The 16,031-nt window shown below is 37.7% G+C and carries 18 protein-coding genes; 12 read left to right on the plus strand and 6 right to left on the minus strand.

What is annotated here, in order from left to right; all coding sequences use genetic code 11:
• Positions 1-75 precede the first annotated feature (75 nt).
• Positions 76-630: a TlpA disulfide reductase family protein gene (locus WBG21_RS08390; protein ID WP_340076789.1), complete on the minus strand. Its 555-nt coding sequence runs from the start codon at positions 628-630 to the stop codon at positions 76-78.
• Between the two features lie 130 nt (positions 631-760).
• Here WBG21_RS08390 and WBG21_RS08395 point away from each other — a divergent pair, with 130 nt between their 5' ends.
• The 9 genes from WBG21_RS08395 to trpA all read left to right on the plus strand — a co-directional run bounded on the left by WBG21_RS08395 (position 761) and on the right by trpA (position 8,716).
• On the plus strand, positions 761-1,210 hold the full coding sequence (locus WBG21_RS08395) for a MarR family winged helix-turn-helix transcriptional regulator (RefSeq protein ID WP_340076792.1): 450 nt from the start codon (positions 761-763) through the stop codon (positions 1,208-1,210).
• 31 nt (positions 1,211-1,241) lie between these two features.
• Entirely contained in the window at positions 1,242-1,820 is a 579-nt protein-coding gene (locus WBG21_RS08400; RefSeq protein WP_340076795.1) for a YceI family protein, read from the plus strand.
• Between the two features lie 212 nt (positions 1,821-2,032).
• A complete protein-coding gene (locus tag WBG21_RS08405; RefSeq protein ID WP_340076798.1) occupies positions 2,033-3,433 on the plus strand; it encodes an anthranilate synthase component I family protein in 1,401 nt (466 codons plus the stop codon).
• Positions 3,430-3,996, plus strand: coding sequence for an anthranilate synthase component II (locus WBG21_RS08410; RefSeq protein WP_340076801.1), 567 nt, complete (start codon positions 3,430-3,432; stop codon positions 3,994-3,996). The genes WBG21_RS08405 and WBG21_RS08410 overlap by 4 nt, the downstream gene beginning before the upstream one ends.
• A 2-nt stretch (positions 3,997-3,998) precedes the next feature.
• Positions 3,999-4,994, plus strand: a complete 996-nt coding sequence (gene trpD, locus WBG21_RS08415) for an anthranilate phosphoribosyltransferase (protein ID WP_340076804.1) — start codon at positions 3,999-4,001, stop codon at positions 4,992-4,994.
• Positions 4,995-5,116: 122 nt separating this feature from the next.
• Positions 5,117-5,905: an indole-3-glycerol phosphate synthase TrpC gene (gene trpC / locus WBG21_RS08420; RefSeq protein WP_340076806.1), complete on the plus strand. Its 789-nt coding sequence runs from the start codon at positions 5,117-5,119 to the stop codon at positions 5,903-5,905.
• 78 nt (positions 5,906-5,983) lie between these two features.
• Positions 5,984-6,607, plus strand: a complete 624-nt coding sequence (locus WBG21_RS08425; RefSeq protein WP_340076808.1) for a phosphoribosylanthranilate isomerase — start codon at positions 5,984-5,986, stop codon at positions 6,605-6,607.
• Positions 6,608-6,724: 117 nt separating this feature from the next.
• Positions 6,725-7,909: a tryptophan synthase subunit beta gene (trpB, locus tag WBG21_RS08430; RefSeq protein WP_340076810.1), complete on the plus strand. Its 1,185-nt coding sequence runs from the start codon at positions 6,725-6,727 to the stop codon at positions 7,907-7,909.
• A 36-nt stretch (positions 7,910-7,945) separates the two neighbouring features.
• Positions 7,946-8,716 (plus strand): tryptophan synthase subunit alpha, encoded by a 771-nt coding sequence (trpA, locus tag WBG21_RS08435; protein ID WP_340076812.1) that lies wholly within the window; start codon positions 7,946-7,948, stop codon positions 8,714-8,716.
• A 95-nt stretch (positions 8,717-8,811) separates the two neighbouring features.
• Here the strand turns inward: trpA and WBG21_RS08440 are convergent, their stop codons facing one another.
• A complete protein-coding gene (locus WBG21_RS08440; RefSeq protein WP_340076814.1) occupies positions 8,812-9,777 on the minus strand; it encodes a ParA family protein in 966 nt (321 codons plus the stop codon).
• A 927-nt stretch (positions 9,778-10,704) separates the two neighbouring features.
• Between WBG21_RS08440 and WBG21_RS08445 the strand changes: the two genes are divergently transcribed.
• Positions 10,705-10,839, plus strand: coding sequence for a 30S ribosomal protein THX (locus tag WBG21_RS08445; protein ID WP_340076816.1), 135 nt, complete (start codon positions 10,705-10,707; stop codon positions 10,837-10,839).
• Here WBG21_RS08445 and WBG21_RS08450 read toward each other — a convergent pair.
• The 4 genes from WBG21_RS08450 to WBG21_RS08465 form a co-directional block, all read right to left on the minus strand.
• The gene (locus WBG21_RS08450) at positions 10,836-11,507 is read right to left on the minus strand and encodes a uracil-DNA glycosylase family protein (protein ID WP_340076818.1); all 672 of its coding nucleotides are present in this window, start codon (positions 11,505-11,507) and stop codon (positions 10,836-10,838) included. The genes WBG21_RS08445 and WBG21_RS08450 overlap by 4 nt on opposite strands.
• A gap of 177 nt (positions 11,508-11,684) precedes the next feature.
• Positions 11,685-12,446 carry a peroxide stress protein YaaA gene (gene yaaA, locus WBG21_RS08455; protein ID WP_340076820.1) on the minus strand — a complete coding sequence of 254 codons (762 nt, stop codon included), beginning with the start codon at positions 12,444-12,446 and terminating at the stop codon, positions 11,685-11,687.
• Positions 12,447-12,823: 377 nt separating this feature from the next.
• Positions 12,824-13,849, minus strand: coding sequence for an RluA family pseudouridine synthase (locus WBG21_RS08460; protein WP_340076823.1), 1,026 nt, complete (start codon positions 13,847-13,849; stop codon positions 12,824-12,826).
• A 13-nt stretch (positions 13,850-13,862) separates the two neighbouring features.
• Positions 13,863-14,423 (minus strand): PASTA domain-containing protein, encoded by a 561-nt coding sequence (locus tag WBG21_RS08465; protein ID WP_340076825.1) that lies wholly within the window; start codon positions 14,421-14,423, stop codon positions 13,863-13,865.
• A gap of 107 nt (positions 14,424-14,530) precedes the next feature.
• Here WBG21_RS08465 and WBG21_RS08470 point away from each other — a divergent pair, with 107 nt between their 5' ends.
• The gene (locus WBG21_RS08470) at positions 14,531-15,511 is read left to right on the plus strand and encodes a D-alanine--D-alanine ligase (RefSeq protein ID WP_340076827.1); all 981 of its coding nucleotides are present in this window, start codon (positions 14,531-14,533) and stop codon (positions 15,509-15,511) included.
• 62 nt (positions 15,512-15,573) lie between these two features.
• Complete coding sequence (gene coaD, locus WBG21_RS08475) at positions 15,574-16,029, plus strand: pantetheine-phosphate adenylyltransferase (RefSeq protein WP_340076829.1); 456 nt, start codon at positions 15,574-15,576, stop codon at positions 16,027-16,029.
• The last annotated feature ends 2 nt before the right edge of the window (positions 16,030-16,031 follow it).

Raw genomic sequence — 16,031 nt, forward strand, 5'->3', positions numbered from 1 at the left:
TTTAGGAGTTTAGTTTTTAGTTAATTTTTAATCTCAAATTTGTGCTCACAATTCATAACTATCAATCATCCCTTTTCAATCAATATGTTTCTTCACTTCTTTCTCCAATTCTTCATATGTAAATGATTGTTCATAAAAACTGCGTTTGTTCTTGTTATAAATAAGTGTGGCCGGTATGGCACCAGACCATTCTTTAGCCACTTTCGGTATCCAGTCATTTTGTTTTGGATCGTCTAGCATGATTACTTCCGATTGCAGCTGTCGTTTCGTTAAAAACGGCATCAATTGGGTATCAATCATCCTTGGCATATCCAAACTTACAAATACCACCTCTACATTTCTATTTTTATAATTACTTTGAAGTTTTTCAAAATAAGGCATTTCTTCAACACAAGGTTTACACCAAGTAGCCCAAAAATTGATCACGTAGGTTTTGTCATCATTCTTTTCCAAGTAAGGTACAAAACCTACGTAGTCAAAAATTTTCAAAGAAACATCATCTGATGCTACCACTCGTTTAGGAGCTATTGCAATAGCTGTTATCGGATCGTCTATACCTTTTTCTCTCTTGCTTTCCGTTTTACAGCTTCCTAAAGTTACAAAAACCAATAAACATATGATTGCTCTCATCTTTCTCATTTCTACAATAAAAATACGCAGCCTATACTTTGCCTATACATCTTTAACAAAAATTTATCAGTTAATTAACATCATAAAAAAATTATGTTTATACATTTGTATATACAAATTTTGTAACTACATGAGTGTTGAATTACATATCAAGGCAACGCAAAAAATCCCTTTAGAAAAAAAAGTCATTATCCATATGATGATTGCTGAAAATAATATCAAAGAAACACTAAGTGAAGCTCTAAAGCCTTTTGATGTTTCTGTACAGCAATTTAATGTTTTGCGCATTTTGCGTGGACAAAAAGGGAGGCCTGCCAATATGTTTACCATTCAGGAGCGCATGGTGAATAAAATGAGCAACACAACCCGGTTGGTGGACAAACTGGTTGCAAAAAGCTTTGTAAACAGAGCAGTGTGCCCTTCAAACCGTAGAAAGGTAGAAATTAACATCACTAAAAAGGGGTTGGATGCTTTAACTAAGATGGACACTATCATTGACAATACTGAAAAACAACTATTAAGTTCCTTTTCTAATAAAGAGCTTGAACAATTAAATTCGTTACTTGATAAATTTAACTAAAAACAATTTTTAATACTTAAAATTCAGAAAAATGAAAAACAAATTTTTAAACATTGCATTAGTACTAACTGTAGTACTTAGCACCTTATCTTTTACGAATGTAGATGAAGATAAAAAAGAAGTAAAGGCGGATAAAAGTAAAATTACTTGGAAAGGGTATAAAGTGACCGGGTCGCACGAAGGCACCGTTAACCTAAAAAGCGGCCACTTTACTTTTGATGAAGGAAAACTTACCGGGGGGGAATTTGTAGTAGATATGACTTCATTGACCAGTACTGACCTTTCCGGGGAATACCAACAAAAATTGGACGGGCACCTAAAGGCGGATGATTTTTTTGGGGTTGACAAACACCCTACTGCTAAACTGGTGATCACCAATGTAGAAGCATCTGGAAAAAATTCTTATGAAGTTACCGGAGATCTTACTGTCAAAGGAGAAACCAACCCTATTACGTTTGATCTTTCTGTTTATGGAAGCAAAGCAACAAGTGCCTTAAAAATTGACCGTACCAAATATGGCCTGCGATATGGTTCAGGAAGTTTCTTTGATAATTTAGGCGATAAAACCATCTATGATGAGTTTGATTTGGTAGTCGATCTAGAATTTTAATCTTTTTGTTTGATAAAACAATTTTCATTTCTATATTTGACCCATTGAGGTAAAAATGAATCAAACTATAAATCATACTTGGTGGTGGAACTTACGAACAGCAAATGTCGTGAGGTAGCACTATTGTAGTACGGTTAAAAACATACAAAGGCTTGTCAATCACGACAAGCCTTTTTTAATGCCCAATTTTATTAAAAGTATTGCTTAACGAAATGAAAAAATACCTGTTAACTACACATTATCAAAAGATATTGGCAGATACCATTACCCCTGTGAGCGTTTATTTAAAGCTCAGGGACAAGTACCCAAACAGCCTCCTGCTGGAGAGTAGCGATTACCATGCCAACGACAATAGTTTTTCGTATATCTGTAGCAACCCCATTGCCTCCATCAAAATAGAGAATGAAACTGTTATACAACTATTTCCCGATGGTACGGTAGAAACAATAACGATTACACCAGACACCAATGTACCGGAAGTCATCTCGCAATTCTCCAAGCGGTTTTCGGCAACCAACAACAACTTCAAGTTTGCAAATAATGGCCTCTTTGGTTACATCGCTTATGATGCCGTCCGTTACTTTGAAGATATTGCACTGTCCAAAAAGCAAGGTTCATTGAACATTCCCGATGTCTATTATGCCATCTATCAGAACATCATTGCCATTGACCACTTTAAAAATGAAGCCTATATTTTTGCACATTGCTATGAGAAGGAAAGCAATATCCCTGAAATAGTCCAGTTACTACAGGTAAAGAATTTTGCTTCGTATAATTTTTCCAAACAGGGCGTAGCCACTTCCAACCTTAATGACAATGATTATAAAGAACACGTAACCCTCGCAAAAAAGCACTGCCAGCGTGGCGATGTGTTCCAATTGGTACTATCACGAAGGTTCTCACAAGCCTTTAAGGGCGATGAATTTAACGTGTACCGGGCACTCCGGTCCATCAACCCCTCCCCTTACCTGTTTTATTTTGATTATGGTGATTTTAAGATTTTCGGAAGTTCGCCCGAAGCACAACTGGTCGTAAAAGATGGAAAAACAGAAATACACCCCATTGCAGGGACCTTTAAACGTACCGGAAATGACCTTCAAGATGCAGAACTTGCCAAAAAACTGGCAGTTGATAAAAAAGAAAACTCCGAGCATGTGATGTTGGTCGATCTGGCCCGGAACGACCTCAGCAGGCATGGCAATGATGTAAAAGTGGAAACCTATCGGGAAGTCCAATTTTTTTCCCATGTTATTCACCTCGTATCCAAAGTCACCGGGAAAATGCACAAAGACACCAATACCATGCAGGTAGTGGCCGACACATTTCCCGCAGGCACCCTGAGTGGTGCGCCTAAACACAAAGCCATGCAACTCATTGAGCAGTACGAAAAGTGCAACCGTGATTTTTATGGCGGAGCCATTGGTTTTATGGACTTTGAAGGGAATTTTAACCATGCCATTATGATCCGAACTTTTTTAAGTAAAGACCATTGCCTGCATTATCAGGCAGGTGCCGGATTGGTCTCCGAATCCGATCCCGAAAACGAATTACAGGAAGTATACAATAAACTCGGTGCCCTTACCAAAGCACTTGAAATTGCAGAAAGCATATGAAAAAAGTATTAGTCATAGATAATTACGACAGCTTCACCTATAACCTGGTGCATTATCTAGAAGATTTGGATTGTGATGTTACCGTGCTACGCAATGACCAGCTTACACTGGAAGATATAGCACCTTTTGGTAAAATTTTACTGTCCCCCGGACCCGGTATTCCCGATGAAGCAGGCCTTTTAAAACCTATTATTGAAAAATATGCCCACACAAAAAGTATTCTCGGTGTATGCCTTGGCCAGCAGGCTATTGGAGAGGTTTTTGGAGGAAAGCTCATCAATTTGGACACGGTCTATCATGGGGTTGCAACAAAAGTGACCATCACGGTAGATGATGAGCCGTTATTTGCCGGTATGGAAAAAGAAATTGAAGCCGGCCGGTACCATTCATGGGTGGTCGATAAAAATTTGCCCGATGTACTGGAGGCTACCTCTTTTGACGAAAATGGACAAGTAATGTCGCTCCGTCATAAAATATACGACGTAAAAGGTGTACAGTACCATCCTGAATCGGTGCTTACGCCCAATGGAAAAAAAATATTGGAAAACTGGATAAAATTATAATGATGAAGGAATTACTCAACAGGCTTATTAACCACGAAACCATTTCCAAAGAAGAGGCAAAAGCAGTTTTGGTAAACATTTCTAAGGGGGAATACAACACCAGTCAAATTGCTGCTTTTTTAACGGTGTATATGATGCGAAGCATCACTATTGAAGAGCTGGAAGGTTTTCGGGACGCGCTCTTAGAGCTCTGTGTTGCTATTGATTTCAATGGTTATGAGACTATTGACTTGTGTGGGACCGGTGGTGATGGCAAAGACACTTTCAACATTTCTACCCTTGCTTCTTTTGTGGCTGCCGGGGTGGGTATCCCCGTTACCAAGCACGGCAACTATGGGGTGTCCTCCAAATGTGGTTCCAGTAATGTCATGGAATATTTGGGCATAAAGTTTTCCAATAAACCCGATTTTTTGAAACAATCGTTGGATGAAGCAGGTATTTGTATTTTACACGCTCCTTTGTTCCATCCTGCCATGAAAAACGTAGCTCCCATCCGGAAGGAACTTGGGGTAAAGACTTTTTTTAATATGCTGGGCCCTATGGTAAACCCTGCCTTTCCGAAAAACCAGATTGTAGGGGTGTTCAATCTTGAACTGGCCCGGATGTACGGGTATCTCTATCAAAATACCAATAAAAACTTTACCGTACTTCATGCCCTTGATGGGTATGATGAAATCTCCCTCACCGGAAATACCAAAACCATCTCCAACAGTTCCGAAGGCATCCTAAAACCTGAAGATTTTGGAGTAGATACACTTTCAGAGGTTGATATTATAGGGGGTAACACCATTGAAGAATCTGCAAACATATTTATGACTGTACTGAATGGAAAGGGTACAGAAGCACAGAACAATGTGGTATGTGCCAACGCAGGGATTGCTATTGCAACCATAAAAGGAACAAGCCCAAAAAAAGGGTTTGAACTGGCAAAAGAATCATTGTTAAATGGCAACGGTCTAAAGGCTTTGAAAAAATTACAGGAACTGAGCAGAAACTAAAATATGAAGTGTGATATAGTATTGATTAGTTAGAAATGAGTATTGAAAAAATGTAAAATTCAAAATTTGACATTAAAAATTTAAAATTAAACAACACATCAACGAATAAACCATCAACTAAAATGAACATCCTCGACAAGATACTAACCGATAAAAAAAAGGAGGTCGCGCTTAAAAAAAGTGTTGTTCCTGTTTCGCAATTAGAGGCATCGGTATTGTTTGGGCAAGAAACCATTTCATTGGCCGAAAAACTAAAAAAAAGCACTACGGGTATTATTGCTGAACACAAACGCAGGTCGCCCTCAAAAGCAGTAATTAACCAAAATCACAATGTACAAGATGTTGTTTTGGGATATGAGAAAGCAGGGGTTTGTGGAATCTCAGTCTTAACAGACGGGAAATACTTTGGTGGTTCTTTGGATGATCTTATCATTGCCAGGGCTGCTTCAAAAACCGCTTTGTTGCGGAAAGAATTCATTATAGACAAATACCAACTGCTGGAGGCAAAAGCCCACGGTGCCGACGTTATCCTGCTTATTGCTGCAGTACTCACAAAAGAAGAAATAAAAAACCTGTCAACCTTTGCAAAAAGTTTGGGACTGGAGGTCTTATTGGAAGTACACAACAAAGAAGAACTAGACAAGTCCCTAATGCCGTCACTTGACATGTTGGGGGTCAATAACCGCAACCTGAAGACCTTTGAGATAAACTTGGATATCAGTAAAACATTGGCGGAACACATCCCTGATGATTTTGTAAAAGTGTCTGAAAGTGGCATCAGCACTATAGAAGCTATCAAAACATTACAAACATTTGGTTACCAAGGGTTTCTTATAGGCGAAAACTTTATGAGAACCGATAATCCCGGAAAAAGCGCGGAGGAATTTATAAAAATAATGGAGAATAAATAATTGAGTAGTTGGCAATATGTAAAAATTAACCAAAAACCGTCACCCTGAGCGCAGTCGAAGGGTATTAACTAAAAACAAATGAAACTCAAAGTCTGTGGAATGAAATATGAAGAGAACATCAAGGAAGTGGCCATGCTGCAACCTGATTACATGGGCTTTATTTTCTGGGAAGGGTCCAAAAGATATCTAGATAACCCCATTCCAAAAGACATTCCATCCACTATTAAAAAAACAGGGGTGTTTGTTGATGCTACCTTAGAGGAAATCATTGAAAAAGTAAAAACATATACCCTTCAGGCAGTACAATTACACGGAAAAGAATCTCCTGAATTATGTAAGCAGTTAAAAACTGAACAGCCCCAAGTAGAGATCATCAAAGTTTTTTCCATTGGAAATAATTTCAGTTTTGAACAGCTTACACCTTACGAAACCATGTGTGATTTTTACCTGTTCGACACCAAAGGAAAGCTCCCCGGAGGAAATGGCGACACTTTTAATTGGGCCGTATTAGAAAACTATCCTTCACAAAAACCTTTTTTTCTCAGCGGTGGCATTGGTCTGGAACAGTTAAACGATATCGCTTCTTTCTGTAAAAAGGAAGCCTCTAAATATTGCTATGCTATAGATGTAAACAGCATGTTTGAAATAAAACCCGGATTAAAAGATGTTGGAAAAATTAAAGATTTAAAATCAAAGATTTGATATTTAAAATTGATTGCTAAAAATAGACAAGAAGAAAATTTTAAACGAATAAACTGTAAACCGTTAACTTAAAACTTTTAGCTAAAAACCGACAACTGTCAACTAAAAAAATAAAAAATGAACACATACCACGTCAATGAAAAAGGGTACTACGGAGCATTTGGAGGCGCATACATCCCTGAAATGCTCTATCCCAATGTGGAAGAACTACGCCAAAAATATCTTGAAATAACAGCAGAATCCTCTTTTCAAAAAGAATTCAGGCAATTATTAAAAGACTATGTCGGCCGCCCTACTCCGCTTTATTTTGCAGAGAGGCTCTCCAAGAAATATAACACCAAAATATATTTAAAACGAGAAGACCTTTGCCACACCGGAGCGCATAAAGTCAATAACACTATTGGGCAAATACTGCTCGCAAAACGTTTGGGAAAAAACCGCATTATTGCCGAAACAGGTGCCGGACAGCATGGTGTGGCCACTGCAACTGTATGTGCGCTCATGGGCATACAATGCATTGTTTATATGGGTGAAGTGGATATAAAAAGGCAAGCTCCCAATGTAGCCCGTATGAAAATGTTGGGTGCCGAAGTGCGCGCTGCAACTTCCGGTAGTAAAACCTTAAAGGATGCTACCAATGAAGCCATCCGCGATTGGATCAACAACCCTGTTGACACCCACTACATCATAGGTTCTGTGGTAGGCCCACACCCCTACCCTGACATGGTAGCGCGGTTTCAATCGGTGATTTCAGAGGAGATACAAGCGCAACTATTGGAAAAAGAAGGAAGAAAAAATCCGGATCATGTGATTGCCTGTGTGGGCGGAGGGAGTAATGCTGCCGGGGCTTACTATCATTTTCTCGATGTCCCTGAAGTGAACCTCATTGCCGTGGAAGCTGCCGGAAAAGGCATTCATTCGGGAGAAAGTGCTGCTACCTCAGCCTTGGGGAAAGAAGGCATTATCCACGGGAGCAAAACATTGCTCATGCAAACACAGGATGGGCAGATTACAGAGCCTTATTCTATTTCTGCCGGATTGGACTATCCGGGTGTTGGCCCTTTACATGCTCATTTGTTCAAAAGCGGGCGGGCAGCGTTTATGTCCATTACAGATGATGAGGCGATGACCTCAGGACTTGAACTGTCCCAACTCGAAGGGATTATCCCTGCTATTGAAACCTCACATGCCCTTGCAGTTTTAAACCATAAAAAATTTGATACGGATGCGATTGTTGTCATCAACCTCTCCGGAAGGGGCGACAAAGATTTGAACACCTATATCGATTATTTTAAACTTTAACCATACCCATCTCATCGCTCAATACTCAATGTTCATATGAACCGGATTAATCAAAAATTAAAAGAAGATAAAAAGCTATTGTCCATTTACTTTACGGCAGGGTTTCCAAAGTTAGAAGACACAGTGCCCATCATTCAAAAACTCCAAGAGACCGGTGTTGATATGATTGAAATAGGATTGCCTTTTAGCGACCCGTTGGCGGATGGACCTACCATTCAGGAAAGCTCCACGGCTGCATTAAGAAATGGCATGACTACTGCTGTGCTTTTTGACCAGTTAAAAGACATCCGGAAAACCGTACATATCCCGCTTATCATCATGGGCTATTTTAATCCCATCATGCAATACGGGGTAGCCGCTTTTTGCAAAAAATGCAAGGAGGTGGGTATTGACGGGCTGATTATCCCCGACCTTCCGGTGGATGTGTATCATCAAGAATTTCAACCGCTTTTTGAATCGTATGGATTGTTGAATATGTTTCTCATTACCCCTCAGACTTCTGAAGAGCGTATCCGTTATATCGATACCGTTTCTAAGGGGTTTATTTATATGGTGAGTTCGGCCAGCGTTACCGGTGCTAAAAACACCTTCGGAACAGCACAATCCGATTATTTTAAAAGAATAGCAGCTATGAACCTCAACGCCCCGCAAATTGTTGGTTTTGGCATTAGCAACGCAGACACGTTTCAACAGGCAACAACAACTACCAAAGGGGCCATTATTGGTTCGGCGTTTATAAAACTGCTGACTGAAAAAGGGTTGAACGGCATGGGAGAGTTTGTTAAGACTATACGTCCAACAACCTAGGGATTTTATACGGAACGTCTCCAGTAGCAAAGGATGCTAGTGGGAGGGCGGGGGGAGCTATAATTTCAGATACATTGTTAGCATTCGTTTTCATTCTACGTTCTATTGATTATTTCTTCAGCTAAACTTTCAAAGTCTGCTCTACAATCTCTTACTTTCCCCATATGTCCGGCATTTATTTCTGGTGGATTAAGATTAAAAATTGGTTTATTATTTGTTTGAGCTGCGGGTACGAGACTATGATAGTTCTTAACAGAAGGTAAATCATTGGTTACTCCGTCTATAATCAAATTATTCGGAAGAACATTAATCATTTTAGTTTGAATTTCATTTGGAATTTGTTGTTCCCAATGTTCGAAAGCTTGTGTCGGTCTGCCTCTACTAATATTAAATTGCTGGGAAATATATCCTATGAATTTTGGTTCACCGTTTTGAATGTTAAAAGTTAAATTGGCAGGCACTCGTTGTTTAGCCGTCTGCCAATCAGTATACCATTTACTAATACTTTTACCAACAGAACCTATTGCCATTAATGAAAATTGATCTGGAACAACTGGCACTACAAAATGATCACTCGATAATATTAACGACCTATTTAAAGGTCCAACATTAGGTCCTAAATCGTAGATTATATAATCAACATTTAAAGATCTTCCTATTTGCTCTGACAATCTATGAATAGCACTATGAGTCCTAAACCCACGTTCTAATCCTGTAAAGCATTCATTCCATGCGGTATTTAACTGAGATTCGTAATCTGTGATTTCAATATGTCCAGGAATTAGTGATATATTGGTTGTCAGCGTAATTGGATCTCCAATTTGAATATCTCCAGCTCCGCTTAATAGTTGCCCCAAAGCATCTTTAAGTGAATATCCTCCATTTTGATAAACATTTTGTAAATCAGCATCTGAAAGAGCTATTGAGGTTAAATTACATTGAGCATCGGCATCAATTAATAGAACTTTTTTACCCTTAGATTCAAGGGCATATGATAGATTATAAGTCAAAGTTGTTTTTCCAACTCCTCCTTTATGATTAAAAATACTTATTCTTTTCATATTACATTTTTTATTTTTTTTAATGAATGTTAACGTAAGGATATATCTACTGGTATATATACCTGTATTGAACATATAGCCACAAATCTAAATTATTTTTAATAAAAATTACATAACCTTACAAAAAAAGTAGTTCATTACGGTAAAATTGTAATTTTATAAAAAAGCGTCATTTCGAATCCCTCGCGGGGAGCGGGGGTGAGAAATCTAACTAAACGATAACGAGACTTTTGCTTTTTGAGATTTCTCCCCAATATGCATTGGGGTCGAAATGACTGCAATTAATTCTTTAACAACATACAGCTGTCTTTTCGAATTGAGCTTTGAGGTAACAAAGCGAACATGAGAAATCTAACCAAACGATAATGGGGTTTTTGCTTTTTTGAGATTTCTCCCCCAATATGCATTGGGGTCGAAATGACTGCGATTAATTCTTTAACAGCATACAGCTGTCTTTTCGAATTGAGCTTTGAGGTAACAAAGCGAACATGAGAAATCTAACCAAACGATAATGGGGTTTTTGCTTTTTTGAGATTTCTCCCCCAATATGCATTGGGGTCGAAATGACTGCGATTAATTCTTTAACAGCATACAGCTGTCTTTTCGAATTGAGCTTTGAGGTAACAAAGCGAACATGAGAAATCTAACCAAACGATAATGGGGTTTTTGCTTTTTTGAGATTTCTCCCCCAATATGCATTGGGGTCGAAATGACTGCGATTAATTCTTTAACAGCATACAGCTGTCTTTTCGAATTGAGCTTTGAGGTAACAAAGCGAACATGAGAAATCTAATTAAAATATGACAGAACTTTTATGTTTTAAGATTTCTCAGTCGCATAGCTCCTTCGAAATGACTCTTCAGATAGCCTTCATATAATATTGCCCGTCTTAAAGAATTCCTTATATTTAAGAAAACACACTAAAATATGGGAAAAGGAGACAAAAAAACCAGAAGAGGTAAGATTATTATGGGATCGTATGGAAAGTTACGGCCTCGTAGAAAAAAGTTTCGTATAACATCGAAACATGTAAAAGGCGAAACGGTAAACCAGAATGGTTAACTTTTAAAGAAAGAGGTGTACTGCAGCACCCTAAAATCGATGGTATTAAATTCAGGGTTCTTGCTTTTTAGTTCTTTGTATAAAGGAAGGCTTCCTACTGCCCTGTTTGCCGAGCCGGAAGGTGCTGTTAACGAAACGGTTTTTATAACGCGTGATTGTTTGTTGTAAGCTAATTGAACTATATGTACCCTAGGGACTTCACCGGAGACCAAATGGAGTGACAGACCGTATTCTTTTAGGTGTTTCCTGAAAAAATATTCAGGGCCATTTTTACTGTTGCCCCCCATAAACAAAAGCGTGTCAATTTTTGGGAAGTTCTTCAGATACCCAATTAAATCCCGCAATTGAACCTGTTGCATACCAAGATCTGTTGCATCTACTTTTTCCCGTTCACAACCTTCCACAATATCACAAATGCCTATTTTTTGCTTTTTTAGAAATGTTTTTCGTTGTTGAATGGCTTTTTCAGTAGTCTCAAAAACTAAATCCAGTTTGAATATTTTATCTAAAATCGGCCATAGCTGCCCATCACGGCTCCCATAACAAAAATTCACATCACCGTCCTTTAATTCGCCTGTCGAAAAACGTGGTGGAGGAAGCGTCCCCACAATTAGTTTTGTAGCATCTTCAGGAATAAAAGGCGGGTATGGATGTTGGTGGGTGAACATTTTGAGGTAACTTATCGTATTGAGCAGTTAGTATTGAGTATTGAGATGTTAGATTCATGGTGAAATAATTAAAAATTCGAAATTCAATATTTAAAATTAATCACATACCCCCCCTTAAACTTTAAACTACTTAACAAATAAACTATAAACTTAGAACTGTAAACCGTAAACTATCAACTACCTCACAAAAACCGGCACATCGTCTTTCGTTGTATATTCTTCACTAAAACGATAATCTTCATAATCAAACCCTTTTATATCCTCCATCGTTTTAGCACCAGTGTCAATAATATAACGGACCATAAGCCCCCGGGCTTTTTTTGCGAAGAAGCTGATCATCTTGAGCTTTCCATCTTTAAAATCTTTAAACTGAGGGGTAATGACCGGCACTTTTAAGTTTTTGGTGTCAATAGCACTAAAATATTCATTGCTTGCCAGGTTTAAAAACAATTCTCCTTCTTCCAGTTCATCATTCAGTGTTTGGGTAATTTTCTTTTTCCAAAATTCATATAAGTTTTTATTACGGCCAACGGTCAATTTCGTTCCCATCTCCAACCGATAGGGCTGTATCAAATCCAACGGTTTTATTATTCCGTACAATCCGGACAGTATCCTTAGTTGTGCCTGTAATTTGTCTAATTTCTCTGTGGGTATTGAATAGGCGTCCAATCCAATATACACGTCGCCACTAAAGGCATAAAGTGCCGGCCGGGCATTTTCTAGCGTAAAGGGCAATTCAAAATCCTGGTTACGTTGCCAATTGAGTTCTCCCAACTTCTCGGAAATACCCATCAATTTGGAAAGTTGTTTGGGCGATTTCTTACGGAGTATTTTATTTAATTTTTCGGACTCTTCCTGAAAAGCCGGCTGGGAATACTGTTTTGTAGGCAATTTGCTTTCAAAATCTAGTGACTTTGCGGGTGAGATAACGATTTTCATTTTCTTAGTTTATAGTTTACAGTTCTAAGTTTACAGTTTCAGGTTTTTGTCTAATGGTTAATTTTAAACCTCAAATTTGTAACCCATAACCCATAATTATTAATTTTCCTTTTTCTGCCACGAATCTACACGAATAAATATTTACTATTTTATGTTTTTCCATTCTCTTTTCGCTATTCGCCCATTCATTTTACTAGTTTAAATTTGAAGGTTTTTTGGTTACATATCCAATTTTAAATATTGAATTTCAAATTTTTAATCATTAAGTATTCTTCTAACTACTCAATACTAAATACTAAATTCTAACTACTCAATACTAAATACTAAATTCTAACTACTCAATACTAAATTCTAACTACTCAATTCTATATCCCCAATCATCCTGAAGAATGTTTTGAATAGTTACGCCACTTTTCAATACAAGCCTGCATATCTTCCGGTATTTCTGAATTAAATTTTATGAATTTCCCGGTAAGAGGATGTTCAAACCCCAATGTTTTGGCATGCAAGGCCTGCCGGGGCAATATTTTAAAACAGTTCTCTACAAATTGCTTGTATTTGGTAAATGTTGTCCCTTTTAAGATTTTATCCCCTCCGTAGCGTTCATCATTAAACAAAGGGTGCCCTATATGTTTCATATGTGCCCGTATTTGGTGGGTCCTTCCCGTTTCCAACCTGCATGCTACCAAAGTGACATAGCCAAACCGCTCGAGTACCTTGTAATGGGTGACAGCTTCTTTCCCGTGATCTCCTTCCTCAAAAACGGCCATCTGTAACCTGTTCTTTGGGTGACGTCCTATATGGCCTTCTATCGTCCCTTCTTTGGCTTCTATATTCCCCCAAACCAAAGCCACATATTCACGTTCACTGGTTTTGTCGAAAAATTGCCGGGCAAGATGGTTCATGGCCTGTTCTGTTTTGGCAACAACCAATAACCCACTGGTATCTTTGTCTATACGGTGTACCAAACCAGGGCGTTCATTACTGTTTTTAGGTAGGTTTTCAAAATGATAGATCAAGGCATTAATAAGTGTCCCGGAATAATTTCCATGGCCCGGATGCACCACCATCCCTGCCGGTTTATTGACTACTAAAAGCACATCGTCTTCGTAAACAATGTCTAACGAAATAGCTTCCGGGGTCAGTAAAAACTCATAGGGGGGATGTTCAAACAATACTTTTACTTCATCCCCTGCTTTTACCTTATAATTCTGCTTTACAGGTTGATCATTTACCCAGATATTCCCATTTTTGGCGGCCTGTTGAATTTTATTTCGGGTAGCATTTTCTATAAAGTTCATCAGGAATTTATCAACTCGTAATGGTTCTTGTCCTTTTCCGGCCTTAAAGCTATAGTGTTCGTAGAGCTCCTCATCTTGTTCTTCTACTTCATTTTTTTTCACGGTATTTATTTTATCAATTTAACCTACCATTTCCATTTCCACAAACGAGCTCTACTTTAGAAGTTTTGGTAAGTTTTGTGCCAGGTGTAATGTTTTTCCCTTCATGCTTTATGTAATATACCATATCTTTCCCTAACTCATTGATATAAGTTACTTTTTCTACCTCTAGCCCAACTGCTAACAACATGGATTCTGCATTTCTAAGCGTTACCTGTATGACATCCGGCACGGTAACTTTTCTGTAACCGGATGGGTTTAAGATAACATATATTTTCCTGTTTTCTTTTACTTTATCTCCTGCGACAGGGTTTTGTTCTACTATTGAAAATCTTGGATATTTCGGGTTATATTCTGATGAATCCTGAAATACTAATTTAAGATCTGCCTTTTTAAGTGCTATGGTTGCTTCCCGCAGTGTTTTTTTAGAAAGGTCAGGGACGGTAACATAATCACCATGGTTTGTAGAATACTTCAACCACTGCATAACAATAAACACTAGTATAAACACTACCAATATTGCTAATCCAACTTGTTTAAGGAATACTTTACTTAAAATGAATTTAATCAAGCCCATACCATTTCTTTACAGTAACAAATATATAAAAACCCAATACTTTTTTCTTTGCATTAAATAAATGATATTTTTGTTTAACGGTTTTTTCTATCGTTTTGTATGATACTATGAAATTAAATATCGCCATTATCATGGGAGGCTACTCTAGTGAATATAAAATTTCACTAAAAAGTGGCAATGTTGTATATCAGCATTTGGACAGAGAAAAATATAATCCTTATCGTATTCATATTCTCAAAGACAAATGGGTTTATGTGAATGAACACGATGATGAATTCCCTGTAAACAGGCATGATTTTTCCATTCAGGTTGATGGTATGCACATTACGTTCGATTGTGTTTTTAATGCCATTCACGGAACCCCCGGAGAAGATGGATACATGCAAGCTTATTTTGCATTGCTAAATATTCCACAAACCGGTTGCGGGTTTTATCAGGCAGCGCTTACGTTTAATAAACGTGATGTATTATCAGTTTTGAAACCTTATGGTATTAAAACTGCTACTTCTTTTTATTTAAATAAAGGTGATACGGTCGACCCTGATGCTATTTTAAAAAAAGTAGGGTTACCATGTTTCGTGAAACCAAACCGGTCGGGAAGTAGTTTTGGCATCTCTAAAGTCAAAAATCCTGAAGAACTTGTTCCTGCTATCCAAAAAGCCTTAAAAGAAGATTTTCAGATTATTATTGAATCTTTTTTAGAGGGTAGGGAAGTTACTGTTGGTGTTATTAAATACAAAGGAAAAATAACCGTTCTACCTGTTACAGAACTTATTACAGAGAATGACTTTTTTGATTATGAAGCAAAATATGAAGGTAAATCGAAAGAGATAACCCCTGCACAAATTCCAGATGCATGGACTGAGAAAGTTTCAACCATAGCCAAAAGGATTTATGAACTATTAGGGATGGAAGGGTTCACAAGATCAGAGTTTATTTTTGTTGACGGAGTGCCTTACCTGCTAGAAATCAACACTGTGCCGGGGCTTACAAATGCGAGTATTCTACCTCAACAAGCTGCTAAAATAGGTGTCCGTATTCCAGATCTGTTTGATAATGCTATTGAAGAAACTCTAAAAAAGTATTAATTCTTACTATCTAAAGTAGAAGTCATATATTTGTTATAGAATCAAACAATGACTGTTATTCTATGAATCGTGCTATTTTCCCTGGGTCATTTGATCCGTTAACATTAGGCCATTATGATATTATAAAAAGAGGGATCCCTCTTTTTGATGAAATTGTTGTTGCTATAGGGATTAATTCCGAAAAGGAATACATGTTTTCATTAGATAATAGAAAACAATTCATTGAAAATGCTTTTATGAATGAGCCTAAAGTAAAAGTGGTTATTTATGAAGGCTTGACTGTTGATTTTTGTAGAAAAATCAACGCTGATTTTATATTGAGGGGGCTTCGAAATCCTGCTGATTTTGAATTTGAAAAAGCTATTGCACATACTAACCGAAAGCTTTCTAAAATAGAAACAGTATTTCTATTGACTTCTGCTGATACTTCCTTTATAAGCAGCAGCATTGTTCGTGATGTTATTAGAAATGGTGGCGATTACACTATCCTTGTTCCTGAAAGTGTAAAAATATCATAAAA

It is taken from the genome of Leptobacterium meishanense (assembly GCF_037645805.1).
GTDB classification, from domain to species: Bacteria; Bacteroidota; Bacteroidia; order Flavobacteriales; family Flavobacteriaceae; genus Leptobacterium_A; species Leptobacterium_A meishanense.

Bases quoted from the DNA above. Each gene is read 5' to 3' on its own strand.
- WBG21_RS08390 (WP_340076789.1), bottom strand. From the start codon at position 630: ATGAGAGCAATCATATGTTTATTGGTTTTTGTAACTTTAGGAAGCTGT.
- WBG21_RS08395 (WP_340076792.1), top strand. From the start codon at position 761: ATGAGTGTTGAATTACATATCAAGGCAACGCAAAAAATCCCTTTAGAA.
- WBG21_RS08400 (WP_340076795.1), top strand. From the start codon at position 1,242: ATGAAAAACAAATTTTTAAACATTGCATTAGTACTAACTGTAGTACTT.
- WBG21_RS08405 (WP_340076798.1), top strand. From the start codon at position 2,033: ATGAAAAAATACCTGTTAACTACACATTATCAAAAGATATTGGCAGAT.
- WBG21_RS08410 (WP_340076801.1), top strand. From the start codon at position 3,430: ATGAAAAAAGTATTAGTCATAGATAATTACGACAGCTTCACCTATAAC.
- trpD (WP_340076804.1), top strand. From the start codon at position 3,999: ATGAAGGAATTACTCAACAGGCTTATTAACCACGAAACCATTTCCAAA.
- trpC (WP_340076806.1), top strand. From the start codon at position 5,117: ATGAACATCCTCGACAAGATACTAACCGATAAAAAAAAGGAGGTCGCG.
- WBG21_RS08425 (WP_340076808.1), top strand. From the start codon at position 5,984: ATGAAACTCAAAGTCTGTGGAATGAAATATGAAGAGAACATCAAGGAA.
- trpB (WP_340076810.1), top strand. From the start codon at position 6,725: ATGAACACATACCACGTCAATGAAAAAGGGTACTACGGAGCATTTGGA.
- trpA (WP_340076812.1), top strand. From the start codon at position 7,946: ATGAACCGGATTAATCAAAAATTAAAAGAAGATAAAAAGCTATTGTCC.
- WBG21_RS08440 (WP_340076814.1), bottom strand. From the start codon at position 9,777: ATGAAAAGAATAAGTATTTTTAATCATAAAGGAGGAGTTGGAAAAACA.
- WBG21_RS08445 (WP_340076816.1), top strand. From the start codon at position 10,705: ATGGGAAAAGGAGACAAAAAAACCAGAAGAGGTAAGATTATTATGGGA.
- WBG21_RS08450 (WP_340076818.1), bottom strand. From the start codon at position 11,507: ATGTTCACCCACCAACATCCATACCCGCCTTTTATTCCTGAAGATGCT.
- yaaA (WP_340076820.1), bottom strand. From the start codon at position 12,446: ATGAAAATCGTTATCTCACCCGCAAAGTCACTAGATTTTGAAAGCAAA.
- WBG21_RS08465 (WP_340076825.1), bottom strand. From the start codon at position 14,423: ATGGGCTTGATTAAATTCATTTTAAGTAAAGTATTCCTTAAACAAGTT.
- WBG21_RS08470 (WP_340076827.1), top strand. From the start codon at position 14,531: ATGAAATTAAATATCGCCATTATCATGGGAGGCTACTCTAGTGAATAT.
- coaD (WP_340076829.1), top strand. From the start codon at position 15,574: ATGAATCGTGCTATTTTCCCTGGGTCATTTGATCCGTTAACATTAGGC.